Below are 25,153 nucleotides of genomic sequence, written 5' to 3'. Positions count from 1 at the left end.
CTTTAAACCTCAAGAAACGAATTGTCACATCATAAAAAAACTCCGACACGTATCGTGTCAGAGCATAAATTTTGTTGATTATATCAATTGTTTTTAGATTTTATTAAAATGTATATTTTAATAATAAAAAGCATAAACAGCATAACGTTGACATATGGCTGCAAGCTGATTGCAAAGAAAATAACTGCCATTCCATGAACAAAGATCGATATTATTTTGATTTTTTTCAGGCTTTTATCATTATTATAGTAACGCATAAGAAGTTCAATGATTCCAAATATAAAAAGTGATATCAAAAGGATAAAATAGAGGGTACGAATGACTGGGGTGGTATCCTGATAAACAAGCAAAGAAACCGCACGTATAAAATCCGCTTCCTTTTGCCCATATAACGGCAAATAGATAAAAAGTAAACAGAGTAGATCTAAAACCCCATAGATCAGATTCAATAAGCTGCTGATGTTTTTACCATTCTCATTTTCAGCTAAGACAATCAGTTCTTCTCCTGATAATAATTCATCAATAGAAACGGAAAACAATTTAGAAATGCTTTTTAAGGATTCAATATTGGGGTATCCTTTGCCACTCTCCCATTTAGAAACGGCGGTACGTGTTACATAAAGACGCTCAGCCAGCTGTTCTTGCGTCATTTGTTTTTGTTTTCTTAATTGCTGCAGTTTCGCACTAAAATCCATACTGTTTCCTCCTATGATTATCTAATTAACAGTATAATCTATTCAACTCATTCAAACAACTAAAAGCCTGTTTCAATCATTTTATTGTTTCTTAATCTAGGCAGTATAAAAATATTAATTCGTATATTAAATAAGAAATATCCTAAGTTTAGAACCTTAAATATGTGAAGTGGATAAAATCATATCAAGTCTATAAAAAAACATTTTATTTTTAGATTATCTCCTGATTATTAGTATGCTGTATAAATTCAACGTGCTATGATAGTTTATAACACAATGAATCAAAAAGGAGAAGTGCGAAATGAAACGAGCTAAATTAAGTATGAAAACCATAAAAAAGTATAAAGATTTTTTATATGAGGAAGAACGAAGTATCTCAACAATTAATAAGTATATGCGAGATATCAGAGCTTTTTATGAATATCTTCCCGAAGATAAAATAATTACTAAAGAGATTTTAGTGGCTTATAAGCAAAGTCTTGCGGATAAGAAATATAAAATATCAAGTATTAATAGTATGCTGGTTGCGATTAACGGACTTTTAGAGTTTATGAATCTGAGCAGTTTTAAATTAAAGTTGCATAAGCTGCAAAGAAATGTGATCTGTGAAGAAGAACTTTCAAAAGAGGAATATAAAAGACTGTTGGAAGCCGCTTTGCGAAAAGAAAACGAGCGTCTTTATATGCTGCTGCAAACAATCTGCGGTACAGGCATACGTGTATCTGAACATCAATATATCACGGTTGAAAGTCTAAAAGAGGGGAAATCAATAGTCCATAATAAAGGGAAAACACGAGTTATTTTTATTCCCGATAAGTTAAGAAAGATCTTGATTCTTTACTGTAAGCAAGAAAAGATTTTAAGTGGTCCGATATTTGTAACTAAAAGAGGAAATCCGATGGATCGTTCTAATATTTGGGTAGCGATGAAAAAACTATGCGGAGACGCTAAAGTGGATGGAAAAAAAGTCTATCCTCATAATTTACGTCACTTATTCGCTTTAACTTATTACAGAATGCAGAAGGATGTCGTAAGATTGGCAGATATACTGGGACATTCCAACATTGAAACTACTCGCATTTATACTTTGACAAGCGGCAAAGAATATCAAAAGTCATTATCAAAAATGGATTTAGTGGACTTGCTTTGTTAGATTTGAATAAATCGGCGTGTACCTAAAAAGATAAGCCCTGATTTAATTAGATGATAGGTAAGAGGACCATTTCAATGGTATAGCTGGAACAATCGTCAGCTTTTGCTTTTTATGGGCGTCCAAAAAATGGGTGGTAACTCATATTTTGGAAGCAGAATAAGTTATTGTATATATCATTGAAAAATTTTTGCTGTTAATAAAACAGAGGTGTGGATTTTGGTCATTGGAGGAGCTGTCATTTTATAATACAAAATCAGTGACTCTTTTAATTAAAAAAGGTTGAAATATCTTGCTGGTCACGTAGCGTAATACCATAAAATTGTATTGAAAATAACAGGAGGATATGATGATGGAAAACTATTATACTACTGGCAGGCTAGCTGAATTATGTGGGGTTACAAAAAGAACAGTACAATACTATGATTTGGAAAATATTGTGAAACCTTCTCAAATAAGTGAAGGTGGGAGGCGACTTTATACAGACGAAGATTTAAAAAAGTTTAAATTAGTCTGTCTTTATAGAAAATTAGAACTGCCGTTAAAAGAGATAAAGATTATTTTAAATTCTGATGATCAATATAAAATGCTTAGGAATATATTGGCAGAACATCAAAGCACCATTGACTATCAAATAAAAAATCTAACTGAATTAAAAGAAAGACTGTCGGTAGCTTTGGAAGAGATTACAGTTAATAAGACAATTTCTTTAGCTAGCGAAGAGGAGTTGGAGCAGCTGATTATAAGAAAAAAACATCATAAGAAAATAGAAAGAATAACGTATCTATTGCTCACCTTTTATGTGATGATCTTATTTTTAAGCTGTATCGTAGGATCTTTATCAGGTGGTATCTTGATGCATCTTATTATAGGAGTTAATGTTTTGCTGTTATTTGCACTAATCTTTTTTCATTCAGCACAAAATGCTTATGTGTGTCCTAATTGTAATAAAAAGTTCACGATAAGTTTCTTTAAGGATATAGTGACTTTAAATAATGGGAAAAAGGGAAAGTATTTAGAGTGTCCGTACTGTCATCAGAAAAATTGGCTTGCTGAAACATTTAAAGATGAATAAAAAGAATGTATAAATTGAGATAGCTATAAAAGAAATTAGATAGCAGGAGGATATTGATGAGGATTGAAGCTCAGAAAACAATAAACATCTCAAAATACGCATTACTGAAGCTGTTTATAATAGATCATCCCTTGTGATAACGGGAGGTATAAAATTATTAAGACTGGGGCTTATCAATGAAGCGTTGATAAGTCTTTTTATATGAAGTAAAGCATGATAAAATAAGTCGTGAAAGAATAATTAAAAGATCCGTATATTTTATGGTTTAGCAGAGGACTTGGTCAATAATGCATTATGGTGATTCTAAAAGTAACCATCAAGTATAGCCAAATAGGAGATGAGAGGACTATGAATAAGAACTATCAGTTTTATATTGCTGGAAGGGCAAGAAATAAAGAAAGAATCCTAAAAATATGCAATATTTTTGAGGAATTAAATATTTTACACTACTGCTTTTTAAAAAATGAAGCTTCTCATGAAAAAGCCGGTTTAAATCTAAATGATGCTGATCTTGCGGAAACATTTGAATCAATGAAATTAGATGATCCTCGTATTAGGCTATTATTTGAAGCTGACTTAGAGGGAGAGAAACATTCAGACAATTTTTTATTAGTGCTTCCGGCAGGAAAGTCAGCGCATATTGAAGCGGGGATTGCCTATGGTTTGGGCAAAAAATGTTATGCGATTGGAGAGCATGATGTTACAGATTCTTTATACCTGATCTTTGATAAAATTTTTAAGGATGAAAATGAATTGAGAGCTTTTTTAATAAATAATAAAATGAAATAAATTAAAAATCTGCATATAGAGTGAGCAGTTGAAAGTCGTTAGGATTATATGGAAAGGCATTATAGGGGGATATGACGGAGCCAGAAGAATATGCATGGAATGAGCATGAAAGGCAATTATATATTGAAGATAGAATAACAGTTCCATCTCCATATAAAATAAAAGTTATGGATGATATGGATAAAAGAATTGAATTAGAGCAGATTTTGGGAAGATTAACCCAAAGAGAGCTCGCTATCTGGGCAAGAAAAAATGCGGATAGATTCATTTCTTATATAGATATTGGAGATGAAGAATCAAAAAATGCCGTAATTTTAAAGACAAGTGATATTTTATCAAAGAGAATAGATAGTAAAATAAGTGTATTTGAATTAAGAAAAGCAGGATTTTTAGCGAATACACTTGCCAAAAATTTGATAAATGAAATCAGTAAATCGGCATCAAGAGTTTATGCACAAGCAATAGTAACCGGATATATGAGAGGTCATGCTATTGTATCATCTGACTATGCAGTAAAGGTGATCAATCTTTTGAATAATAATTGTAAGAGTGAAGCAGTTAATGAACACAATAAACAAATATAATTAGCTAAGTCAGTATTATCTAAATAAGCGTCAATAACGGTCTGAAATCAAAATTGAAGAGTGATTGTGCTGTTATGAAAGTACAATAAAAAGGAAATTAAATACTTATATAAAAAAGGAGTTTTCAGATATCTTTAAGAACTTCATTTTTATTAATTCATCAGAAGTTGAGATCATAGGTGGTTAGATTATTTAAAAAGTAAAAACATGATTGTGTTTAAATAAATAAGAAATTTATGTAACCCTCTCTTTAAAAAAAGAAAAACATATGCGATAATCAATAGATAGCGGGGAGTGGTGAGATGAAAAGAATTGACGTTAAAATGATGGAAGTATATTCATCAAAGGCGCATTATCATCAGGAGGATTTGGAAATTATTTTAGTGCTGGAAGGTAGTCTGACAATTCATAAAGTTCAGCGTCATCTTACGCTCCATGAAGGTCAGTTTACCTTTATTAATCGCTTTATCGTACATAGCATTGAATCTGATGGAGCAAAGATATTGTCGGTAAAAGTATGCTTATCTGAGTTTAAGGATATCTTTGAAAAGATTGAATATGTAGAATTTTTAAATAACGATGAGATTCATGAGATTGAACGACCGCTTAAAGAGCGTTTGAATGCGATTGTCGTCGATCTTTTGATCAAACTCTATTATGATCAAGGAGATGAAAAAGAAAGAAGATTGAATGAAAACAGTTTAGTTCATCTGCTGTTTCTTTCCTATCAGCTTATCTCTCATACTAAAAATCAAGAAGAATATCCTACCTATGAACTGCAGTTACGCTACTACAGTATTGTTGAATACATCATGAAGCATATGGATAAAAAGATTGAGGTAGAAGATATTCTTCAGGAATTCTATATGAATCGGGCTTATTTTTCACAGTTTATGAAGAAAATAGGCGGTGAAGGATTTAAAACCTTTCTGTCTTATCGCAAACTGATTCATATTTTAGATCAACTTATTGACGATCAGTTATCAATGGTAGAAATTGCTGCCAGTGTAGGCATCTTGAACATGAAATCTTTCTATGGTCTGTTTAAAAAGTATTTTGAAGTATCCCCTATTAAATGGAAAGAAAGAACAGCTCGGATTGAAGATCACTATCAAGAAACAGGTGAAGAAAAAGTGCTGCAGGACTTTATTAAGAGATATCATATTGATAAGCACCGTGATAATACGATTTACAAGTTATATAAATATTTAGCGGTTGCGAAAGCAAACAACATTAATATGAAAGGAATCGATATTGTTTTAAATCCTTACTTGGATATGGGAGAAGATATTGACGAAGATTATCAGGTATATAAATTTTTAGATTTACTGACACAGTTAATTAAAACTATCGATGCGCATCTTAAAATCATTTTTCCGTTTCGTTATTTAAAAGATGATGGTCAAAAAGAGCTTTTGTTTCAGGCTTTAAGACTACAGTCATTACAGAATGGAATTAATGAATTGAAAAAATGGAAGATCTGTTTTTATATTGATCGCTTATATGATTATCAGGAGGCTTTAACGTTAAAAGTAGATATTGAAAAAACAATTGGGGGACTTAATATTCAGATTGCATTGGATGCAATAGGCAGACAATTAAAATGAATTGATAAGGAGAGTGATTTTTAAAATGACTTTCCTTTTTTTAGTTTCTAATAAATTTTAAATCTAAGTTACCGCTATTACCAAGCGCTTACATTTTTTGTATAATTATCCGTGTTAAGTATGATAATTTTTTAACAAGCATACGGAAAATTATAGTGAGAGGTAAGTTGTATGAAAAAGAAAATCAAAAATTCGTACATCCATTTCTTGATCGGAATGGCGATTATGATCGCATTTCGTTTCATTCCTTTGGGTGTCTTGCCAAATGTAACAGAGGTCGGGTTACAGGTAATGGGGGTATTCATCGGAACGATCTATCTGTGGTCAACAATAGATCCGACGGTGGCAAGTTTAGCGAGCATCTTCATGTTAACGTTTACGAGTTTTTCCACTTCAAACAATGTATTGATGTCTTGTTTTGGGAATCCGACTGTAGTTCAGCTGCTTTTCTTAATGATTTTTATGGGGGGATTAACGAATCGACGTTTAACTGTCTATATTGCCAGATGGATTACCACCAGAAAAATGATTGAAGGAAGACCTTGGGTATTTACCTTTGTCATGCTGTTAGGGACTTATGTCATGTCAGTATTTATTGGTGCATTTGCACCGATCTTCTTATTTTGGCCGGTATTGTATGGGATTTTTGAAGAAGTTGGCTTTAAGAAGAAAGATACTTATCCAAAATTAATGATTATCGGTATTGTTATTGCTGCATTAATTGGTTTCCCGGTTCCGCCTTATATGTCAAACGGATTGGCATTATTAGGGAACTATCGTGGATTACTAAATAACTTCCCAACTTTAATGGGGATGGAAGGAGTCCTAGTTTCAGATGCCAGCTACTTTATTGGCTGCTTTACATTAGGATTATTGCTTATTGTGGCAACAGTATTGATTATTAAATTTATCTTTAGACCGGACGTATCCCCGCTAAAGAAAATCAGTATTGAAATGCTGGAAAAAAATCCATTGCCGCCAATGTCTATGGCTCAAAAGGTTTATGGTATTTTCTTGTGTGTCTTCATCTTTATTATGTTAGTGCCAAGTTTATTGCCAAATGTACCAATTTTAAGCTTCCTTAACAAGAATTCACTGGTTATGCCCTTAGTGCTGACGTGTATTTTAACTCTGTTAGAATTTGATGATGGACCGGTATTAAAATTAAATGAAGTGATGGGAAAAGATTTTGCTTGGGCAACGTTCTTTCTTTGTACTTCCGCTATCTTGTTGGGAAGTGTTCTGACAAATGAAGCAACAGGAATCACCGCCTTCTTGAATGCCGTTCTTTCGCCAATCTTTTCAGGAATGTCAGGTATGATGTTTACAATTGTCTTATTATTAATGGCAATTATCTTAACGAATATCTGTAACTCTCTGGTTATTGGAATGATCTTACAGCCAGTCGCCCTGACTTATTGTGTAAATGCAGGCGTTAATCCGGCACCGATCATTACTTTATTAATCTTTACTGTACTGCTCTCAGCAGCTTGTACACCAGCCGCATCGCCATTTGCTGCGATGATGTTTGGAAACAAAGAATATTTGTCTTCGGGGGATGTTTATAAATATTCAACAGTCTTTGTGGTGATTGAATTTGTGATCATTATTATTGTCGGTATCCCATTTATCAATCTGTTATTTTAGAAAGTAAAAATATTAGGTGGAATAGATTTCAGAAAACTTAAAATATCTATTACTTATTTAGGGGTTAAGGAGTAAAATAAAAGAATAGGAGGTATATAGGATGAATACTTACGATTTAGTGATTATTGGAGCCGGACCAGCGGGCATGACAGCCGCGATTTATGGAGCTCGAGCAGATTTAAAGGTATTGATGTTAGATAAACTAGCGCCAGGGGGGCAAATCATCAATACAAACGAAATTCAAAATTATACCGGGATGGGGACTATTAATGGTGCAGAGCTTGCGATGCAGATGTTTACCCACACTCAGGAGTTGAATGTCGAGTTTGATTACGGAACGGTAACCAAGATCGAGAATGAAGAAGATATAAAAAAAATCTATATTGAAGAAGATAGTGAAAAAATTATTTGTACTAAAGCAATTATCGTTGCAACAGGAACAACACCAAGACGATTAAATATTCCAAAAGAGGATCAGTTTGTTGGTAACGGCATCAGTTTCTGTGCAATCTGTGACGGAGCCTATTATCGCGATAAAGATGTTGTTGTTATCGGCGGTGGAAATTCAGCAGTGGAAGAATCTATCTATTTAGCTGGCATGGTTAAATCATTGACGATTGTAACAATGTTTGATCTAACCGCAGATCCGATTGCCTGTGATAAATTAAGAGCGTTGGATAATGTGACGGTTTATCCTTATCAGGATGTATTGGAATTTGTCGGTGATCGTCAGTTAGAAGGTGTCCATTTTAAATCAACTCAGACTGAAGAAGAAAAAACAGTGTACTGCGATGGCGTATTTGAATATATCGGACTGTCACCGGTAACGGCTTTCGTTAAAGATTTGGGAATCTTAAATGATTATGGCTATATTGAAGTTAATGATAAAATGGAAACTAAAGTTCCCGGAATCTATGGAGCCGGAGATTGTATCACAAAGAATTTAAGACAGGTTATTACAGCTTGTGCAGATGGTGCGATTGCTGCTCAAGAAGTATCAAGATATGTAAAATAAAAGGAGGAAACAAGATGTTAAAAGAGGTAGAAAGTGCAGAATTCAATGAATTAGCAGAGAGTGGATTAGTATTGGTTGATTTTTTCTCAACAACTTGCGGACCATGTAAGATGCTGGCATTTGTATTAAATGATGTTGAAAAGGCAGTAGGAGAAAAAGTTAAAATTCTAAAAGTAGACTTTGACAAAAACAGTGATCTAACTGAGAAATATGAAGTGAAGGGATATCCGACTTTAATTTTGCTGAAAGATGGAGCGGAAGTAAAACGTATGCAAGGGTTACAGCAAAAACCTGCCATTATTAAAATGATTGAGGAAAATGCATAAGAAGGAGAAAATGAAATGAGCGTAGAATATAAAAGAATAGAACATTGGATTCCATTACAAAAAGAAGCTGAAGAAAAAATGCTGGCTGAATTTGAAAGTGGCGATTACACTGTTGAAAATCCATTGGTAAAAGTGAATGCATATCTAATAAATCCATTGTCAGCTGTCGTTTTATTTAAAACTAAAGAAGAAACAGCAGTGACAATTCGTGTAAAAGGAAAAACGAAAGCAGCGGATATTGTGCATACTTTCCCTAAAGCAAGAACACATATCCTGCCAGTGTTAGGACTTTATGCAAATTATAATAATACTGTAGAAATTACACCTTATCGTGGAAAAACAACGTCAATTCAGATTGAATTAGGGGATGTCTGCGATCAAAGCGTTGTGGAATATATTGAAACTACGCCGGAATACTTCCAAGATAATATCATGCTGTTGACACCGGCAGGATCAGAAAAATCAATCGGGGTAGATTTTGCTGGAGATATTCGTTTCCATTTAACAGCTTTATGTGTATTTGATGCGAAACGTTTGAAAAATGGGAATCTATTGATCGGGACAGACCGTTTAATTAAATTGCCTTACTATATGTCAGGGCTATATGAAATGAGCATGGTAGGGAAAATCTATAAAGAATACCGTGTGCCAGGAGCCTATCATCATGATGAATTTGAAATGCCGGACGGCAATATCTTATGTTTAACCGAAGATTTAAGAAGTGAAACTGTAGAAGATATGTGTGTCTTGCTGGATCGTCAGACTGGTGAAATCTTAAAGACTTGGGATTATAAAAAATTCTTAACCCCGGGAGAAGGACAAGGCTTATCTTATACAGATGAAGACTGGTTCCATAACAATGCAGTATGGTATGATGAAAATACAAACTCTTTAACATTCTCAGGTCGTCATATTGATTCGATGGTGAACATTGATTTTGATTCCGGTGAATTAAACTGGATCATTGGGGATCCTGAAACATGGCCTGAACATATGCAGAAATATTTCTTTAAACCTGTGGGAAATAACTTTGAATGGCAATATGAACAGCATGCTAATTTAATTACGCCTAACGGTGATGTGATGTGCTTTGATAATCATCATAACTCTACTAAGGTCGAAGCTAAAAAAGTTCTTGCCCACAATAATTATTCAAGAGGGGTTCGCTATAAAATCAATACCGAAGATATGACGATTGAACAGGTTTGGCAGTATGGAAAAGACCGTGGTGCTGAATTCTTCTCACCTTATATCTGTAATGTCGAATATTATAATGAAGGACATTATTTAGTCCATTCCGGTGGGATTGCTTATGATCAAGACGGACAGCCTTCCGAAGCATTGGGAGCTTACGCCGTACAAACAGGTGGTCGTCAGGAAGCCATTACGGTTGAAGTTGTTCATAACGTGAAAATGTTTGAATTAAAAACAAACAGTAACTTCTATCGTGCTGAAAAGGTAAAACTATATACACAAGGAAACAACCTTGAATTAGGAGAAGGACAGATCCTCGGTTCAATGGGAGTCACTTTAGAGTTTGATACAGAAATCCCTGCAGAGGCAACGGGTGAAATGCTGCCAGAAGACTGCAATGCAAGAGTTGAAGATGAAATGGATAAATTCACTTTCTTTAGTCGCTTTATGAAGGGGGATCTTGTAATGCTGATGTTGGAAAATGGGGATGAAGTACATCGCTACTATATTTCCACGACTTCTCAGCCCGCTAAAGCTATGTGCTGTGGATCATTCTTAGATTCTGATGACCGCAATACTCGTATCGGAATCAATAAAGCAGGACTAAGCGGAACTTATGATATACGTGTTATTATCAATGATAAAAAATATGAAACTGGCATTAAAATTGAATGTTAAGTAGAAAGCAGGTTAAGCAATGGCAATTGAATATACATTTATAAAAAGCTTAGTGGATCGTCAGACTGAAGCAGAAAAAGCAATGTTAGATGAATTAGAAGCAGGTTCATTTACATTCGATCATCCACTAGTTAAATTAAATCCTTACTTTATTAATCCCTTAGCAGCTGTAATCTGTTTTAAAACAGAGGAAGAAACCGCTGTTACTATTCGAGTATTAGGCAAAGAAAAAGAGGGAACTATGATGCATACGTTCCCTAAAGCAAAAACACATATCTTACCTGTTCTAGGTTTATATGGAGGATATGATAATACAGTTGAAATTGAATTATACCGCGGTAAAAAGCATACCGTTCATATTCAAACTGAACCTTTATCAAATGATGTACCAGAACTAGTGCATATGAAGACTACTTATCATTATTTAAGAGATGAACTGATCTTTGTATCTCCTGCCTTGACAGATCTTGCCACTGGCTTTGATTATGCCGGAGATGTGCGTTGGCATTTAAATATCCCAACTGTATTCGATATCAAACGTGCAGCAAATGGCAATATCTTGATTGGAACACATCGTTTATTAAAGCTTCCTTACTATATGTCAGGAATTTATGAAATGAGCATGGTCGGAAAAATCATTAAAGAATACACCATTCCTGGTGGATATCATCATGATCATTTTGAATTGGCTAATGGCAATCTGTTAATCTTAACAGAAGATTTAACCAGTGACACTGTAGAAGACATGTGTGTATTAGTTGACCGCAGCAGCGGGGAAATCTTAAAGACTTGGGATTACAAGGATTTCTTAGATCCGACGAAAGTGGCAAAAAGCGGAAGCTGGACAGAAGAAGACTGGTTCCATAACAATGCAGTATGGTATGATGAAAAAACAGACTCACTGACATTCTCAGGACGTCATATTGACAGTATGTGCAATATTGATTTTAATTCAGGTAAACTGAATTGGATCATTGGGGATCCGGAAATGTGGCCAAAAGAATATCTGCCTTATTTCTTTAAACCAATTAGTGATGGTGAATTTGATTGGCAGTATGAACAGCATGCCAATGTGATTACGCCTAATGGTGATGTAATGTGCTTTGACAACGGACATTTCCGTTCTAAAAATCCGGATAAGCGCATCTTAAACAAAGATAACTTTTCTCGTGGGGTGCGTTATAAGATTAATACGGATGATATGACGATTCAGCAGGTTTGGCAATACGGTAAAGAAAGAGGACAGGAGTTCTTCTCTCAGTATATTTGTAATGTAGAATACTATAAAGAAGGACATTATATGATCCATTCCGGAGGTATCCAGTACTACGGTGATGATGCCTCTGAACAGTTTGCAGCATTGATGCAGGATGATCCAATGGTTAAAACACGCTCAATTACCGTTGAAGTATTGGACGATGAAGTGATGCTCGAACTGGAAGTTAAAGGAAACTTCTATCGTGCGGAAAAATTAGGATTATATCATGATCAGGATAATCTGCCTTTAGGACAAGGTGTCCGTCTAGGACAGATGGGGGTTACCAAAGAATCAGATACATTAATCCCTATGGATTCATGCAATGAAGAATTAAGTCATATTTATGAGGCAGCAATTGAAGAGGAAGATGATCGCTTCACTTTCAAAGCAACATTTGAATCCGGTCAGCTGGTTATGCTGATGCTGGAACAAAATGATGAACAGCATGGTTATTTCATTTCTACAGCAAAGACACCGTTTGCGGCATTATGCTGTGGAACCTTTATAGAAAAAGATGCCAGAAAGATCAGCTGTTCAGTTAATAAAGCCGGATTAAATGGAACTTATGATGTACGTGTTATTGTCGATGACAAAAAATACGAAACAGGCATTAAAATTACTTGCTAGAAGGTAAAGAAAGGAGTCCAATCAATGAAAGAACAAATCAAGATTCCGGCAAAATCAAATGACCAGCTGGTGCTGAGAGTTACTCCGGGGCATTTCTCCAGCGATCGCTTTCACGTCAACTACTATATTGATATGTCTTCATTAAAGATGAGACAGTCAGAAGCTAAATTAGTTGCAAAAGTGATGGCAGAAAAATATGTCAAAAAGGTAAAGCTGCCTGGAAATGTAATGGGAATTAATTTAGAAGCAATGGCGGAAATCGGCGCTAACCGTACTCCTGTAGATACCATTATCTGTATGGACGGCTGTGAAGTGATTGGTGCTTATTTAGCAGAAGAATTAAGTGATGGAGGGTTCCCTTCAAATAATAAGCATAAAAGCTTTTATGTCATCACGCCGGAGTTTGATAATACCGGACAGATGGTGGTTCGTAATAATATTAAACCGATGATTAAAGGTAAAAATGTATTAGTGGTGTTAGCGACAGCGATGAGCGGGCGTACCATTTCTAAAGCTATCGGAACGATCCTAGCTTATGGTGGTAAAGTGACCGGACTTTCTGTAATCTTTGCTAATGTCGATCAGGTTGATGATTATCCGGTGTATGGTGTTTTCACTCATGAAGATCTGCCTAATTTCAAATTATCAGATCCTCATCACTGCCCTGACTGCGAGGCTGGCAAATCATTAGATGCAGTCGTTAATTCTTATGGTTATCAAATGCTTTAATAAATGCGAATGTTCTATTGAACATTCGTTTTTGTTTAGTAAAAGTTATTAGCTGTCATAATCTGATAAAGGTAAAATAATAGGATTAAAGCAGAAAGCTATTTCAAAATTTTCTATTGTTAGAATAGTATCTAATAAATTGCCAAAATGAGTGAATTTATGTTGAATGAAGGGGATAAAGTTGTTAATGGTATTAAATAACGCTATAATATCCCTATAAATTAAAACTGTAGGAGGATAGATAGGAAATGAACGATCCGAAGAACACAAATCAAGATTATTTTGAAATTTTTGCATTCGGTGATAGTCCCGAAATGGCAGACGAGCTATTGGCCCTTGTACTTTCCGGAAAGAAAACTGCCACAGTTTCGGTTATATTAGAAAATGAGAAGACACCTAATATTGGAGATTTATCACTGGTACTCGATGGATGTGGCAATCCAGCCTGCGTAATAAAAACAGTGGCTCTTGAAACTGTCAAGTTTTGTAATCTAACTTGGGATATGGTAAAGCTTGAAGGTGAAGATGAAACTTTTGAAGAGTGGAGAACGGGGAATATACGTTATTGGACACGAGATGCGGCAAAACGTGGCTATACTTTTACAGAACAAACACCTATTACTTTTGAACGTTTTGAGGTTGTTGAGATATTTAACCAATAAATTGATGATTTCATAAAGTTTCTTAATAACAAAAGGAAAAATATGCAGATAAAATCTTAGGCACCATAGGAGAACGTAATAGGAAAGTCCAATCTAGTAAGAAAGTTATTAAAAAAGGAAAATTAGAATGGATGGAGATTCGGCAATTGATTTAACATAAGGTTAATAATGATTATGGAACAACAATTCTCTATTAGGGATATATTTTCTTGACGAAATTAAGATAGGTGCTGATTAGAGGGTTATATACCATACTAATAGGTAAATCTGAAAGCTGGAAATTCATAATAATCAACCGTAAAGAGGCTTAAATAGTTGTTTAAAGCAGCAAGATGAGTGATCCTGCAGGATTTTTAAATAACAATTCAAAAATAGATGGGAAATCTATTCATAAGAATTCATTTTGATTTAAATAAGAGGAGATGAGAAACATGCTTTACAGTAAACTTCCAATCATTTTTTTAAGCACACTGGCAAGTGAAAAAGATGGATCTACCAATAGCTTGATCGCAGAATTCATTTTAACTCATTTAAATGATATGGAAGCGATCGGTATTCGTGAATTGGCAGAACAGTGTCACGTAGCAATCAGTTCAATCTCTCGTTTTTGTAAAGAGATTGGCTTACAGGATTATAACGAACTTAAAACGCTGTTAACGTTGCCGGATCTTCGTTTTGAACTCTATTCCTCATCACCTTTGCTGGAAAAACGCATCGAGGAGTATAGTGTAAAGATCAAAGAAAGTATAGATCAGGTTATAAAATCTATTCAACCTAAACAGATTCGACAATTATGTCAGGATATTCAGCGCTACCATAAGGTTGCTTTGTTTGGATTGATGAAAGCCGGTTCAGTAGCACTCAATTTACAGAGTGATTTATTGATGCTGGGGAAAGTGACTTATACTAAAATCTCCTATAAACAACAGATGGAATATCTTAAATCTGCCACTCAGGACGACTTAATTATTATTTTTAGTTATACAGGTGCCTATTTTGATTATGAGTTTCGCCGCTTGCCGCAGTCCTTGAAATGTCCTAAACTCTATTTTGTTTATGGCGGAGAAGAACCACAGGAGGAGTTTATAGAAACAATTCATTTTGATTCATTACAGGATCAGGCAAGTCATCCTTATCAATTGCAATGTATTGCCAGTTTAATTGCTCAGGAATACGCTTATTTAAACAAGGAATGATCCTTGTTTTTTCATTTCTTAATTTAGGAAATGAATAGAAGGGACCATGTATTCTTAGTATACTTGTGAGTGTGAAAGGAGAGATGAATATGAAAATAGCGTTATTATTAGCCACCGGATATGAAGAAGGGGAGTCTTTATTTGTCGCTGATATCTTGCGCAGAGCAGGTTTTGAAGCAGAGTTAATCAGTACCACTAAAGAGGGATGGGTTACAGGAGCTCATGGTATTAAAGTGGAAGCCGACCATCTTTTAGATGAAGAAATTTATAATTATGATATGGTAATCTTGCCAGGAGGAATGCCGGGAGCAGTGAATTTAAGAGATGACCAAAGGGTACTTGAGCTTATTCGTTATTTTGATAAGGCGCATAAATATATTGGAGCTATTTGCGCTGCACCGATCGTTTTGCATGCAGCCGGAATTTTAGAAGGAAGAAAAATAACGTCTTATCCGGGTGAAAAATATGAAAGCTTATTTACAGAAGCAGAATATTGTCAGGAAACAGTCGTGATTGATGATCGATTGATTACCAGTCGAGGACCGGCGACTACTTTGCCGTTTGCTTATGCTGTTGTTGACTTATTAGGAGGAGACAGTGATCCGTTAAAGAAAGGAATGCTGTATTTGGATATTGAAAAATAAGGATAAAAGAGTACAATAGAAAAAAGAAAACGTGGACTAGAGGGAAAAGGATGAAATTCTTACGAGAACAACTTACAAAACAGCAAGTTTCGGAATCTTTCATTTTGGCATCTTTGCTTGCCTTTGTGGGAGGATATTTAGATGCTTATACGTATTTTTGCCGTGGGCGCGTATTTGCCAATGCTCAAACCGGAAATATTATTTTTTTAGGGCTTAATATCGGCAATGGGGATTATCTTAAAGCCGCTTCTTATCTAATTCCGGTTCTTGCCTTTATTCTTGGAGTTTTGCTGGCAGAAGGAGTTCGTGAACATTATCAGTATAAAAGTGATCTCAATATCCATTGGCGTCAGATCATCGTGTTGTTTGAACTAGCGATCATGGGCATCGTTGCTCTTGTTCCTAGCGGGAAATATGATTTAATGGTCAATGTGGCGATTTCCTTTGTCTGTTCCCTGCAGGCAGAAAGTTTTCGTAAGGTGAATGGGAATGCCTATGCCTCAACAATGTGTACAGGTAATTTAAGAAGTGGAAGTGAGCAGCTGTATAAAGCGGTGATTCATCATGATCAAACCGCTAAAAAACATGCTTTGCAGTACTTTATGATTATTGTACTGTTTATCATTGGGGCTGTAATGTCAATGTATTTGACTCGGTTTCTGATGGAAAAATCGATCTTAATTAGTGTATTTGTCTTAGCTATCGTTTTTATAATCATGTTTATAGAATCCAAAAACGACTGATTGCAGTCGTTTTTATTGTTGTGGATTCCTTATTTAAATCTGTTGTTTTTTCATGTATAATATAAATGACAAAATTTGTAGATAAGTGGGGTATGATCTTATGAAAATAGCGATCATTGAAGATTCACCAAAGGAACAGCAGCAGTTGGTTGAATATCTTCAGACATATAATCAATTGCAGCATTTGGAAATGGATATTGATCATTTTGAAGATGGGGAATCTTTCCTCCAGTCAGAATATGTCGAATATGACATTATATTCATTGACATCTATTTAACGGGAATAAATGGCTTAGAGATTGCTAAAATGATTCGGCAAAAGGATACAGATAAAATTTTGATATTTACAACGACCAGCAAAGATTATGCAGTGGAAAGTTATCGGGTAAAAGCATTTGACTATTTATTGAAGCCTTATCAATATGAGCTGTTAGTTGAAGTGATGGAAAGATGCCTGAAGCAGTTGAATGCGAAAAGCAAGTTTATTCAGGTAAAAGAAGGACGAATTCAGATTAAGGTTCTATTGAAGGATATTATTTATACGGATTATAATAATCATTATATCCAGATACATACAACACAACGAATGATTAAAAGCTATATGCCCTTTGACCGGTTTGCGCCAATGCTGCTATGCTATCCGTCATTTTTGAATTGCTATCGCAACTGCATCATCAATATGGATAGGGTCAGTAAAATGGATACTACAGATTTCTTAATGGATAATCAGGAACGAATTCCAATCGCCAGAGCGAAGCGTGCGGAGATTCGACAGCAGTATGCAGATTATCAGTTTGCTAAACTAGAAGGAACCCTTTAAGATGTTCCCAATTGATCATCTGCTTAAACCTTGGCTTGTTTTTTTCTCGTTAGCCTTTATTATCTGGTATTTATTTAAGGATTTAACGAACCTTACAGGAAAGCAGATGTGGATGATAGTAGGAGAATTCATGGTCTATGATCTCATCGCTATTTTCATTCACTATTATTTTTTAGATGATCGCATTGATTTTGTTGTGATCCTGATTTGGCAGTTGCTGATAATTTCTTTAATTAAGAAAAAATGTAAGCTTCGACTAAATGATTTAATCTTTACCTTTATGATTATTGTCAATTACAGCGATGCCATTTATCTGTTCTACCGTTCGTATGATCGTATTTTACCGGTAGTGATAAAAAACGAATCTCTTCTTTTGATCTCATTGATTGTGTATATATTGATTAATATAGTCTGTCTGCCGCCGATGATTCTAATCGTTAAACGTGTAATTAAGCCGCTTATTATGAAATCAAAGGAATTGCCATTATCTAATTATTTATGGCTGGTACCGGTGTGCTTCTTTCTGATTCATCGCTTTTGTTTATTGCCGTCTATTGAATATATGAAGCTGAGTGATCTCTTTATTACGAATATAACAGTGCCGATTTTTTGGTATGTAGCGGTGACATTAGCTCACACAGGGTTATTTATTACACTGGAAAGAACGATTGAAGGAAAGGAGATTGAAGAAAAATACCATGCCTTGGATCGTCAGAACCAGTTGCAGCAAAATCAGTATCGAATGATTGAAACGCAGTTTAACGATATGCGCCGTATACGTCATGATATTCGACATCATGTGTTAGTGGTCAGGGAATATCTTTCTATGGGAGAAAGTGAAAAAGCCGATCATTATTTGGATTCAATGCTGAATAAGATCCATAACGAATCGATTTGCTTATGTGATAATATTGTGGTTGAAGCGATGGTGCAGCATTTTTTAAAGGAAGCACAAAAAGATAATATAAGAATGACGACTTCTCTTAAATTACCTCAGCAGATAGCGATTAATGAACAGGATTTGATTACTTTGCTGGGGAATTTATTAGAGAATGCTTTTGAAGCTTGCAGACGCCAGCGGGAACTGCTGCGGTTTGTTGATATTAAAGCGGGAATTTCCGGAACAGATTCGTTTATGATTGTGGTCAGCAATAGCTATGAGGGAGAAATTATTGAAAAAGAAGATGGGATTATTTCCAGTAAACGAGAGCATCAGATCGGAATTGGGATTCCCTCTATTAAAAAGATAGTAAGTAAGTATAACGGGATTACCAATATTACTTATGACGATCAAACCTTTAAAATACAGTTATTATTAAACCATTAAAAAACAGCGATTTGCAGTGTCCTTCTAAAGTTGATTTAACTTTTTAGGGCACTGCAACTATAATTCGCTGCTTTTTTATAAATAATATTGTTGATAGTAATGAATTCTCAATAAGTCAAAGATCATCATTAATTGATAATTAAAGTTAATGCCATCATATTTTCCTGGAATGATAATGGTATGTTTTGCTAAAGACATTGAGCTGTCAGCATAGATTTTATTTTGTGTAATCAGAATTGACTGTGCTCTTTCTAGATGAACATGTTCTTTTTCACGATTAAAATCCTGAATATAGCGTCCGGTACCGGAAACAACGATTGCAACATCTTTTTCAGTTAGCTGCATAGGGATAAAACTATGATACTGGATACTTGGTTTGCCTAATGAAATAAAGTCTGTCTGCATTTCTACACTGATTGCCATTGGATACTGGGCACCAAACAAGACGATGCGATCGGCTTCAAAAATCATCTTACAGATCATGGAAATCTTATCTTTTAATTCTTCCTTACTGTAGACTCCGCCCATCATATCCATAAATGTATCACTGTTGACATCGATCATTCTAGCGCGTATTTGATCCATACGCATACTGTGTGTCTGCATCAAATATTCGTTAAAAGCTTCATAGCTGTCAAAGCCCAAAAGTCGACAGAAAGCTAAAATATCGCCTTTTTTTACACGACTTTTTCCAATGACTTTATCTAAAGTCATACTATCCATCTGAGTATAGTTTTCAATGACAAAAAGACAGAAACGGTAATAATCATCATTGAATAATGTACCATTTAAATAAGTTAAAATACGACTCAGCAACGTGATCATAAAATCCCCTCCTGTTTCTATTATAAACGTTTTTAAGTTAAATTCCTATCGACAATTTCTAAAACTAATTGATGATAGTTCTGAGCTGCAAAATCATTTGGTGAAATACAGATGATTTTTTGTTTATCATTTGTTTTATATTGAGCAATGGTGGATTGCATATAAGCAATCTGGGGAGCTAATAAGATAATATCATATTTATGGAAAACGTCTTTTAGCTCAGTAACACCGACTGCTGAAAATGTAATAGGGAGGTGGTAGCTGTCAGCTACTTCTTGTAAATTATATGAAAACAAGGAAGTCGAAAGTCCGCCGGAGCAGCATAATAAGACACGTGTATGAGATAACTCCAAAAAATTGATGAAAGCTCTGAAAAAATCGTGAATAAAACTGTAGCACTGCTTTAAAGATACGATATTATAATGCAGATAGAAGATTGTATGATTGTCTTTATCTTTGATTTCTTCTTCGATGATGTGTTCTTTTAGCCATAAAGTGACACTGCCACAATAATCTTCTTTTTTGATTGATGCTTTTTTGTACATCTCCTCTTCTTTTTGCGAAGCATGAGGAAACTGATATTTAAAACAAAGGGTTTTAATCCATTCAAAGATAAGATCTCCATAAAGCTCATTATAAAATTCATCCATTTTCTTCGCCTCCTTTACAGTTTTATCATAACAGAGAACTTTTGTAATAAAGCACATTTTCCAAAGAAGTAAACGATTTGTAAAAAATGAAAATGTTATTTTAACTTGCTGAGCTGCAACTGATTCAGCTGGGTTAGTACCCGGTGATAGTTATTGGTCGCAAAATCAATCGGTTCAATGCAAAAGATAGGAATCTTACGATTTGTTGCTTTTAAGATTGCAGGCTCCAGATAGGCAATCTGAGGTGCCAGTAGGATAGCATCAAAATCATTCAGCTGATAACGTAAATGATAGATGCTGATGGCAGTAAAATCATAATTTAGTTTTTCCAGTTCTACTAATTCTGCCAGCTTGACAGAAAAAAGTGAAGTCGACAACCCGCCCGAACAGCATAAAGCTACTTTTATTTTGATTTGATTATTATGATGTAAGATCACTTTATAGAATTCATAAAATAAGTAACGACACTGACGGATATCGTTGATGTGGTAATGCAGATAGAATATATGTTCTCCGTTTTCATCAATGATTTCTTCTTCGATGAGATCTTCCTTCCAAATTTTAAGATAGGCGGTCGCATTTGTTAAATCAAAGCGGATGATACGTGCAGAATCACTATTATCAACTTTGCTCATCAGGATATGATGCTGGTGAAAATCGGTTTTTTTACCGATAACCCAATAATAAAACAAATCACTGTAGATATTTTGATAAAATTGATCCATAGATCATCACACCCCTTTTTATACATTATAGCAACAATTATTGCCGCTATTTCTCATTTTCTTAATTAGTAAAATCTTTTCATGTATTTCAATAGATTTATTCTAAGAGTATGATACAATAAAAACGAGGTGATAGTATGGCAAAAAAGGTCTATATCATTTCTGATTTGCATGGACATTATCAGGTGTTCATGAAATTACTGGAAAAGATTCAATTCAGAGATGAAGATGATATGTATATATTAGGCGATGTCTGTGATCGCGGACCACAAAGTCTGGATATTTACTTTGAAATATTTAAACGTAAAAATATTCAGCTGATCAAAGGCAATCATGAGATCATGATGCGGGAATCGCTCTTAAAAGATAATGATACGACGACGAACCAGTTTCGTATGTGGATAGAAAACGGCGGGCGAAAAACAATTGATAACTATCACCAATATTTGAATAAGAAAAATATCAGTGAAGAAGAATATAAACAGGTTAGAGCTACGTTCTTAGCGGATATGATTCGTTTTGTAAATGATTGTCCGAGCTTTATTGAAGTCATGATGAATAAAAAGAAATATGTGCTGATTCATGCGGGAATCAATCCTGAAAAAGGATTATATGATCAAACCGAAGAAGAATGCGCATGGATGCGCGAATATTTTTATATGAGCAAGGGATTAGATGGAAAAACTATCATCTTTGGGCATACACCGACCTGCTTCTTACATGGGGAACAGATTTTTGATATTTGGGAAGATCCGATATTCCATGATAAAATTGGTATTGACGGCGGATTAGGAAGTTTTGAGGGCGGACAGATCAACTGTCTTTGTTTAAATAATATGTCCATTACGACTATAAAAAAATCAGAAGTTTATTCGAAAAATGAGAATGTCACTGATCATTAACACATACCTATATTTGTGGGTATGTGTTTTTTTTAGTAAGAGGTGCTTCGTTTGTGTCAAAAGACATGGAATGTGTTAATATAAACAAGCCGATAGTTGGAAACAACTGGAAAATAAGCAAAATGGAGGATTTGTTGTAAGGGACAAATAAGAAATTTTGTTTATTTTATTTTCAAAGCATATACCATATAAGTAGGAATTATGATATACTGATACCGGCAGGGAAATGTCAAATTATGTTGATTAATGGGAGGATTTATGAAAAATTTACAACAATTTGTAATTGAAAACAACTTTAAAGAGGATAAGCAGCGAAATGCTGTTTATGGTATTTTTAAAAGCTATCCGGTTGTCGTTGTTTATGATAAGGTACGTAAAGTTTTTTTAATTACAGTGAATGCGAAAGAACCTGAAGGAAGCGATAATGAAAAAAATCGTGATATGTTTAGTTCAATGGCGAAAGAAGTAGCAAACGTGAACTACGTTAGCTATAATGAAGGCATTGTATCAATTAATTTAAAAGATAATAAAAAAACAAGCAGTGAAGCATTAGCTGAAATATTGAAAAAAGTAACGAGTTATTGTCAATTAGAAGGATTTATTCATACATGCAAATATTGTGAAAATGAAAATGGCTTAGACTTTTACAGTATTCAGGGAAATGTGGAAGTCATCTGTCCAGAATGCTATGAAAAGATCGTTAATGCTACAACTGAAAAATCAGCAAAGAAAGAGAATATTGATATGGGGATAGTTGGGGCTGTTCTCGGTGCTTTAATTGGCGGGGCTATTTGGGTAGGTGTCTATCAATTAGGCTATATCGTAGCGATCGCAGCTTATTTAATGGTGGTTTGTGCCGTTAAAGGATATGAAAAATTCGCTGGATCATTATCTAAAAAAGGACTTTGGATATCTATTATCATCAGTATTATCGTTTTATTTTTGGCAGAATATGTAAGTATCGGAGTTGAAATCTACAAGGTCTTTGATGTCACAATATTTGAAGCTATCAAAGCTGTTCCTAGCTTCATGGAGCTGCCTGAGATCATGGGTGCTTTTGTGAAGGATATCGTGATCGGCTATGTCTTCATGGCATTTGCCAGCTTCCGTTATATTTCTTCAATCAATCATTATGTTTCAAACAGCTACGAAGTAAAACGTTTAGACTAAACCGAGGAATCGGTTTTTTCTTTTGCAAAACACTTCTTGCTTTTGTATAATATAAGAACAAGGAGGCGCCTATGAAAAAAGCAGTGATTTTTGATTTTAATGGAACTTTATTTTTTGATAATGATAAACATATTAAGGCTTGGAATGAGATGTCTTTGCATCTTCGTCAAAAAGGAATCAGTGAAGAAGAACTGCATACACGGCTGAATGGTGTGCCCAATCATCAGATTATCGAATATTTTATGCAAAGAGAAATAGATGAAAAGGAAAGCAAATACTATTCTTTAATGAAAGAGGAGTTATATCGTCAGGCTTGTCTGAATGATCCTGAGTCGTTTCATTTGGTAAAAGGTGTAGAGGACTATTTTGATTTATTAAAAAAACAAGGGATTCCCTTTACGATTGCCAGTGCTTCGATAAAAGAGAATATTGATTTCTTTGTTGAAAGCTTTCATTTAGATCGCTGGATGGATCCCTTAAAAATTGTTTATGATAATGGCAGTTATACAAATAAAGAGAAAATGTTTTTAGATGCTGCTAAACTGTTGGAGTGTGATATTCAAGAAACCATAATTTTTGAAGACTCATTAGCGGGCATTCATCATGCTTACAAAGCAGGCTGCCAAAACATTATTGTGGTCTGTCCAAAGGAAAAAGAGGAAGTGTTTATTGTGTTGCCGGGAGTTATCCAAACCATTCAGGACTTTAGTGAGATGGGGAAGAAAGATGGATAGAAAGCTAAAAGATTATTTAAAGCAAATCATTATCCCAACGTATAGAAATTATGATAAGGGACATGATGAAGCTCATGTTTTAAAAGTAATTGCTAACAGTATGGAGATTGCTGAAGATTATAATGTGAATCAGGAGATGGTTTATGTTATTGCGGCGTTCCATGACTTAGGAATGCCTTTTGGCAGAAAGGATCATCACTTAAGTTCTGCTATCTTAGCATATTACGATCATGTCTTGAATGAATATTTTACACCAGAACAGCTTTTAATTATCAAGGAAGCGATTGAAGATCATCGTGCCAGCAATACGACAGAACCACGCAGTCTGTATGGAAAAATCATTGCCGAAGCTGACCGTGATTTAGATGTCGATACAATCCTCTATCGAACGTGGCAGTATGGTTTGACACATGATCCTCAGCTTGATGAAAAGGAACAGTATACCCGCTGCTATAACCATTTAGTAGAAAAGTATGGAGAGGGCGGTTATCTAAAGCTGTACCTAGAGACAGAGAAAAACAAAGCAGGACTCAATGCACTGCGTTCACTGTTAAAGGATCCGGCAGCTTTAAAAGACCGTTTTGAAACAGTCATTAAACAAAATAAGAAGTAACGATGGGCAATAACGTTCATCGTTTTTATTGCTTATATGATATAGGAACACTATAATTTTTATAGAAACATAAAAAGGAGGAGATTTTATGACGATTACACAATTTGCTAGTAACTTTTATATTTTAGATGATCAGCGGGTGAGAGAATTCCTAATTTTAGGAAAGGATCATGCTTTGTTGATCGATACCGGTTTTTCTGATACACCTATTCTTGATGAAATTCGAAAAATAACGTCTTTACCCATTGAAGTGGTTTTAACACATGGTGATGGCGATCATACGGGTAATCTTAATCAATTCAAGGTATGCCGTTTTCATCAGGCAGAAGAGACAAAGATTAACCCGACAATTCCTTTTTATTTTTTAAAAGAGGGGGATATCATTGATATTGGAGATTATCAGTTTAAAATAATAGAGATCCCGGGGCATACGCATGGCAGTATCGCTTTGTTAGAAATTCATCATCAGTGGCTGCTTGTTGGAGATACGGTACAAAAAGATGGACCAATTTATATGTTTGGCGGTCATCGCAATCTTGAGCTTTATATTAAGAGCCTAAAGAAATTAATGAACATGAAAGATCAGATCAGTATTCTTTTGCCTAGTCATTATGACTGTCCGATTTCGACGAATTATATCGATTATTGCTTAGAGGATGCCGTGCATTTGAAAGACGGAGAGCTAGAAAGCAGCCCGCATCCAAAGATGCCTTGTCGGGAATATCAAGGAAAGCATGTTCATTTCTATTATTAAGAAGGGAAACCTTC

Annotated in this window: 26 protein-coding genes; 22 read left to right on the top strand and 4 right to left on the bottom strand. The window is 34.8% G+C overall.

The window, feature by feature from the left end; translation table 11 throughout:
* Positions 1–83 precede the first annotated feature (83 nt).
* On the bottom strand, positions 84–695 hold the full coding sequence (locus tag ACLRVU_RS08710) for a helix-turn-helix domain-containing protein (protein ID WP_147551938.1): 612 nt from the start codon (positions 693–695) through the stop codon (positions 84–86).
* Positions 696–996: 301 nt separating this feature from the next.
* Between ACLRVU_RS08710 and ACLRVU_RS08705 the strand changes: the two genes are divergently transcribed.
* The 17 genes from ACLRVU_RS08705 (at position 997) to ACLRVU_RS08625 (ending at position 18,766) form a co-directional block, all read left to right on the top strand.
* Complete coding sequence (locus ACLRVU_RS08705) at positions 997–1,848, top strand: tyrosine-type recombinase/integrase (RefSeq protein ID WP_147551941.1); 852 nt, start codon at positions 997–999, stop codon at positions 1,846–1,848.
* A 349-nt stretch (positions 1,849–2,197) separates the two neighbouring features.
* Complete coding sequence (locus tag ACLRVU_RS08700) at positions 2,198–2,920, top strand: MerR family transcriptional regulator (protein WP_412096583.1); 723 nt, start codon at positions 2,198–2,200, stop codon at positions 2,918–2,920.
* Positions 2,921–3,268: 348 nt separating this feature from the next.
* Positions 3,269–3,709, top strand: coding sequence for a hypothetical protein (locus ACLRVU_RS08695; RefSeq protein WP_147551945.1), 441 nt, complete (start codon positions 3,269–3,271; stop codon positions 3,707–3,709).
* A 71-nt stretch (positions 3,710–3,780) separates the two neighbouring features.
* Entirely contained in the window at positions 3,781–4,293 is a 513-nt protein-coding gene (locus ACLRVU_RS08690; RefSeq protein ID WP_147551947.1) for a putative immunity protein, read from the top strand.
* 302 nt (positions 4,294–4,595) lie between these two features.
* On the top strand, positions 4,596–5,900 hold the full coding sequence (locus tag ACLRVU_RS08685; RefSeq protein ID WP_147551949.1) for an AraC family transcriptional regulator: 1,305 nt from the start codon (positions 4,596–4,598) through the stop codon (positions 5,898–5,900).
* A 171-nt stretch (positions 5,901–6,071) separates the two neighbouring features.
* A complete protein-coding gene (locus ACLRVU_RS08680) occupies positions 6,072–7,547 on the top strand; it encodes a citrate transporter (RefSeq protein WP_147551951.1) in 1,476 nt (491 codons plus the stop codon).
* Positions 7,548–7,647: 100 nt separating this feature from the next.
* The gene (locus ACLRVU_RS08675) at positions 7,648–8,562 is read left to right on the top strand and encodes an NAD(P)/FAD-dependent oxidoreductase (RefSeq protein WP_412891571.1); all 915 of its coding nucleotides are present in this window, start codon (positions 7,648–7,650) and stop codon (positions 8,560–8,562) included.
* Between the two features lie 14 nt (positions 8,563–8,576).
* On the top strand, positions 8,577–8,888 hold the full coding sequence (gene trxA / locus ACLRVU_RS08670; RefSeq protein WP_412891570.1) for a thioredoxin: 312 nt from the start codon (positions 8,577–8,579) through the stop codon (positions 8,886–8,888).
* A 15-nt stretch (positions 8,889–8,903) separates the two neighbouring features.
* A complete protein-coding gene (locus tag ACLRVU_RS08665; protein ID WP_412891569.1) occupies positions 8,904–10,760 on the top strand; it encodes an aryl-sulfate sulfotransferase in 1,857 nt (618 codons plus the stop codon).
* Between the two features lie 19 nt (positions 10,761–10,779).
* Positions 10,780–12,645, top strand: coding sequence for an aryl-sulfate sulfotransferase (locus ACLRVU_RS08660; RefSeq protein ID WP_412891568.1), 1,866 nt, complete (start codon positions 10,780–10,782; stop codon positions 12,643–12,645).
* A 24-nt stretch (positions 12,646–12,669) separates the two neighbouring features.
* Positions 12,670–13,374 carry a phosphoribosyltransferase gene (locus ACLRVU_RS08655; RefSeq protein ID WP_412891567.1) on the top strand — a complete coding sequence of 235 codons (705 nt, stop codon included), beginning with the start codon at positions 12,670–12,672 and terminating at the stop codon, positions 13,372–13,374.
* Between the two features lie 248 nt (positions 13,375–13,622).
* Positions 13,623–14,036, top strand: a complete 414-nt coding sequence (locus tag ACLRVU_RS08650) for an ASCH domain-containing protein (protein WP_412891566.1) — start codon at positions 13,623–13,625, stop codon at positions 14,034–14,036.
* A gap of 431 nt (positions 14,037–14,467) precedes the next feature.
* The gene (locus ACLRVU_RS08645) at positions 14,468–15,232 is read left to right on the top strand and encodes a MurR/RpiR family transcriptional regulator (RefSeq protein WP_412891565.1); all 765 of its coding nucleotides are present in this window, start codon (positions 14,468–14,470) and stop codon (positions 15,230–15,232) included.
* An 89-nt stretch (positions 15,233–15,321) separates the two neighbouring features.
* Positions 15,322–15,876, top strand: a complete 555-nt coding sequence (locus ACLRVU_RS08640) for a DJ-1 family glyoxalase III (protein ID WP_412891564.1) — start codon at positions 15,322–15,324, stop codon at positions 15,874–15,876.
* Between the two features lie 50 nt (positions 15,877–15,926).
* Entirely contained in the window at positions 15,927–16,619 is a 693-nt protein-coding gene (locus tag ACLRVU_RS08635) for a YoaK family protein (protein ID WP_412891563.1), read from the top strand.
* 100 nt (positions 16,620–16,719) lie between these two features.
* The gene (locus tag ACLRVU_RS08630) at positions 16,720–17,439 is read left to right on the top strand and encodes a LytR/AlgR family response regulator transcription factor (RefSeq protein ID WP_412891562.1); all 720 of its coding nucleotides are present in this window, start codon (positions 16,720–16,722) and stop codon (positions 17,437–17,439) included.
* Between the two features lies 1 nt (position 17,440).
* Positions 17,441–18,766 (top strand): GHKL domain-containing protein, encoded by a 1,326-nt coding sequence (locus tag ACLRVU_RS08625; protein ID WP_412891561.1) that lies wholly within the window; start codon positions 17,441–17,443, stop codon positions 18,764–18,766.
* A 75-nt stretch (positions 18,767–18,841) separates the two neighbouring features.
* Here ACLRVU_RS08625 and ACLRVU_RS08620 read toward each other — a convergent pair whose 3' ends face one another.
* From ACLRVU_RS08620 to ACLRVU_RS08610, 3 genes are all read right to left on the bottom strand, one after another.
* Positions 18,842–19,591 (bottom strand): MurR/RpiR family transcriptional regulator, encoded by a 750-nt coding sequence (locus ACLRVU_RS08620; protein WP_412891560.1) that lies wholly within the window; start codon positions 19,589–19,591, stop codon positions 18,842–18,844.
* A gap of 32 nt (positions 19,592–19,623) precedes the next feature.
* A complete protein-coding gene (locus ACLRVU_RS08615; protein WP_412891559.1) occupies positions 19,624–20,241 on the bottom strand; it encodes a PTS sugar transporter subunit IIB in 618 nt (205 codons plus the stop codon).
* A gap of 95 nt (positions 20,242–20,336) precedes the next feature.
* Positions 20,337–20,966, bottom strand: coding sequence for a PTS sugar transporter subunit IIB (locus ACLRVU_RS08610; protein ID WP_412891558.1), 630 nt, complete (start codon positions 20,964–20,966; stop codon positions 20,337–20,339).
* Positions 20,967–21,103: 137 nt separating this feature from the next.
* Between ACLRVU_RS08610 and ACLRVU_RS08605 the strand changes: the two genes are divergently transcribed.
* From ACLRVU_RS08605 to ACLRVU_RS08585, 5 genes are all read left to right on the top strand, one after another.
* On the top strand, positions 21,104–21,868 hold the full coding sequence (locus ACLRVU_RS08605; protein ID WP_412891557.1) for a metallophosphoesterase: 765 nt from the start codon (positions 21,104–21,106) through the stop codon (positions 21,866–21,868).
* A 258-nt stretch (positions 21,869–22,126) separates the two neighbouring features.
* Positions 22,127–23,038 carry a hypothetical protein gene (locus tag ACLRVU_RS08600; protein WP_412891556.1) on the top strand — a complete coding sequence of 304 codons (912 nt, stop codon included), beginning with the start codon at positions 22,127–22,129 and terminating at the stop codon, positions 23,036–23,038.
* A 71-nt stretch (positions 23,039–23,109) separates the two neighbouring features.
* Positions 23,110–23,772: an HAD family hydrolase gene (locus tag ACLRVU_RS08595; RefSeq protein ID WP_412891555.1), complete on the top strand. Its 663-nt coding sequence runs from the start codon at positions 23,110–23,112 to the stop codon at positions 23,770–23,772.
* Positions 23,765–24,385, top strand: a complete 621-nt coding sequence (locus ACLRVU_RS08590) for an HD domain-containing protein (RefSeq protein ID WP_412891554.1) — start codon at positions 23,765–23,767, stop codon at positions 24,383–24,385. Before ACLRVU_RS08595 ends, ACLRVU_RS08590 begins: the two co-directional genes overlap by 8 nt.
* A gap of 88 nt (positions 24,386–24,473) precedes the next feature.
* Entirely contained in the window at positions 24,474–25,139 is a 666-nt protein-coding gene (locus tag ACLRVU_RS08585) for an MBL fold metallo-hydrolase (protein WP_412891553.1), read from the top strand.
* Positions 25,140–25,153 lie beyond the last annotated feature (14 nt).

The sequence above is a fragment of the Beduini sp. genome, from assembly GCF_047239305.1.
Classification (GTDB): Bacteria; Bacillota_I; Bacilli_A; order Erysipelotrichales; family Coprobacillaceae; genus Beduini.
Note: the sequence above shows the minus strand (reverse complement) of the source record. Positions and strands in the feature narration are given on the sequence as shown.

Excerpts from the sequence above, each read along its gene's own strand:
- ACLRVU_RS08710 (WP_147551938.1), bottom strand. The coding sequence starts at position 695 with ATGGATTTTAGTGCGAAACTGCAGCAATTAAGAAAACAAAAACAAATG.
- ACLRVU_RS08705 (WP_147551941.1), top strand. The coding sequence starts at position 997 with ATGAAACGAGCTAAATTAAGTATGAAAACCATAAAAAAGTATAAAGAT.
- ACLRVU_RS08700 (WP_412096583.1), top strand. The coding sequence starts at position 2,198 with ATGGAAAACTATTATACTACTGGCAGGCTAGCTGAATTATGTGGGGTT.
- ACLRVU_RS08695 (WP_147551945.1), top strand. The coding sequence starts at position 3,269 with ATGAATAAGAACTATCAGTTTTATATTGCTGGAAGGGCAAGAAATAAA.
- ACLRVU_RS08690 (WP_147551947.1), top strand. The coding sequence starts at position 3,781 with ATGACGGAGCCAGAAGAATATGCATGGAATGAGCATGAAAGGCAATTA.
- ACLRVU_RS08685 (WP_147551949.1), top strand. The coding sequence starts at position 4,596 with ATGAAAAGAATTGACGTTAAAATGATGGAAGTATATTCATCAAAGGCG.
- ACLRVU_RS08680 (WP_147551951.1), top strand. The coding sequence starts at position 6,072 with ATGAAAAAGAAAATCAAAAATTCGTACATCCATTTCTTGATCGGAATG.
- ACLRVU_RS08675 (WP_412891571.1), top strand. The coding sequence starts at position 7,648 with ATGAATACTTACGATTTAGTGATTATTGGAGCCGGACCAGCGGGCATG.
- trxA (WP_412891570.1), top strand. The coding sequence starts at position 8,577 with ATGTTAAAAGAGGTAGAAAGTGCAGAATTCAATGAATTAGCAGAGAGT.
- ACLRVU_RS08665 (WP_412891569.1), top strand. The coding sequence starts at position 8,904 with ATGAGCGTAGAATATAAAAGAATAGAACATTGGATTCCATTACAAAAA.
- ACLRVU_RS08660 (WP_412891568.1), top strand. The coding sequence starts at position 10,780 with ATGGCAATTGAATATACATTTATAAAAAGCTTAGTGGATCGTCAGACT.
- ACLRVU_RS08655 (WP_412891567.1), top strand. The coding sequence starts at position 12,670 with ATGAAAGAACAAATCAAGATTCCGGCAAAATCAAATGACCAGCTGGTG.
- ACLRVU_RS08650 (WP_412891566.1), top strand. The coding sequence starts at position 13,623 with ATGAACGATCCGAAGAACACAAATCAAGATTATTTTGAAATTTTTGCA.
- ACLRVU_RS08645 (WP_412891565.1), top strand. The coding sequence starts at position 14,468 with ATGCTTTACAGTAAACTTCCAATCATTTTTTTAAGCACACTGGCAAGT.
- ACLRVU_RS08640 (WP_412891564.1), top strand. The coding sequence starts at position 15,322 with ATGAAAATAGCGTTATTATTAGCCACCGGATATGAAGAAGGGGAGTCT.
- ACLRVU_RS08635 (WP_412891563.1), top strand. The coding sequence starts at position 15,927 with ATGAAATTCTTACGAGAACAACTTACAAAACAGCAAGTTTCGGAATCT.
- ACLRVU_RS08630 (WP_412891562.1), top strand. The coding sequence starts at position 16,720 with ATGAAAATAGCGATCATTGAAGATTCACCAAAGGAACAGCAGCAGTTG.
- ACLRVU_RS08625 (WP_412891561.1), top strand. The coding sequence starts at position 17,441 with ATGTTCCCAATTGATCATCTGCTTAAACCTTGGCTTGTTTTTTTCTCG.
- ACLRVU_RS08620 (WP_412891560.1), bottom strand. The coding sequence starts at position 19,591 with ATGATCACGTTGCTGAGTCGTATTTTAACTTATTTAAATGGTACATTA.
- ACLRVU_RS08615 (WP_412891559.1), bottom strand. The coding sequence starts at position 20,241 with ATGGATGAATTTTATAATGAGCTTTATGGAGATCTTATCTTTGAATGG.
- ACLRVU_RS08610 (WP_412891558.1), bottom strand. The coding sequence starts at position 20,966 with ATGGATCAATTTTATCAAAATATCTACAGTGATTTGTTTTATTATTGG.
- ACLRVU_RS08605 (WP_412891557.1), top strand. The coding sequence starts at position 21,104 with ATGGCAAAAAAGGTCTATATCATTTCTGATTTGCATGGACATTATCAG.
- ACLRVU_RS08600 (WP_412891556.1), top strand. The coding sequence starts at position 22,127 with ATGAAAAATTTACAACAATTTGTAATTGAAAACAACTTTAAAGAGGAT.
- ACLRVU_RS08595 (WP_412891555.1), top strand. The coding sequence starts at position 23,110 with ATGAAAAAAGCAGTGATTTTTGATTTTAATGGAACTTTATTTTTTGAT.
- ACLRVU_RS08590 (WP_412891554.1), top strand. The coding sequence starts at position 23,765 with ATGGATAGAAAGCTAAAAGATTATTTAAAGCAAATCATTATCCCAACG.
- ACLRVU_RS08585 (WP_412891553.1), top strand. The coding sequence starts at position 24,474 with ATGACGATTACACAATTTGCTAGTAACTTTTATATTTTAGATGATCAG.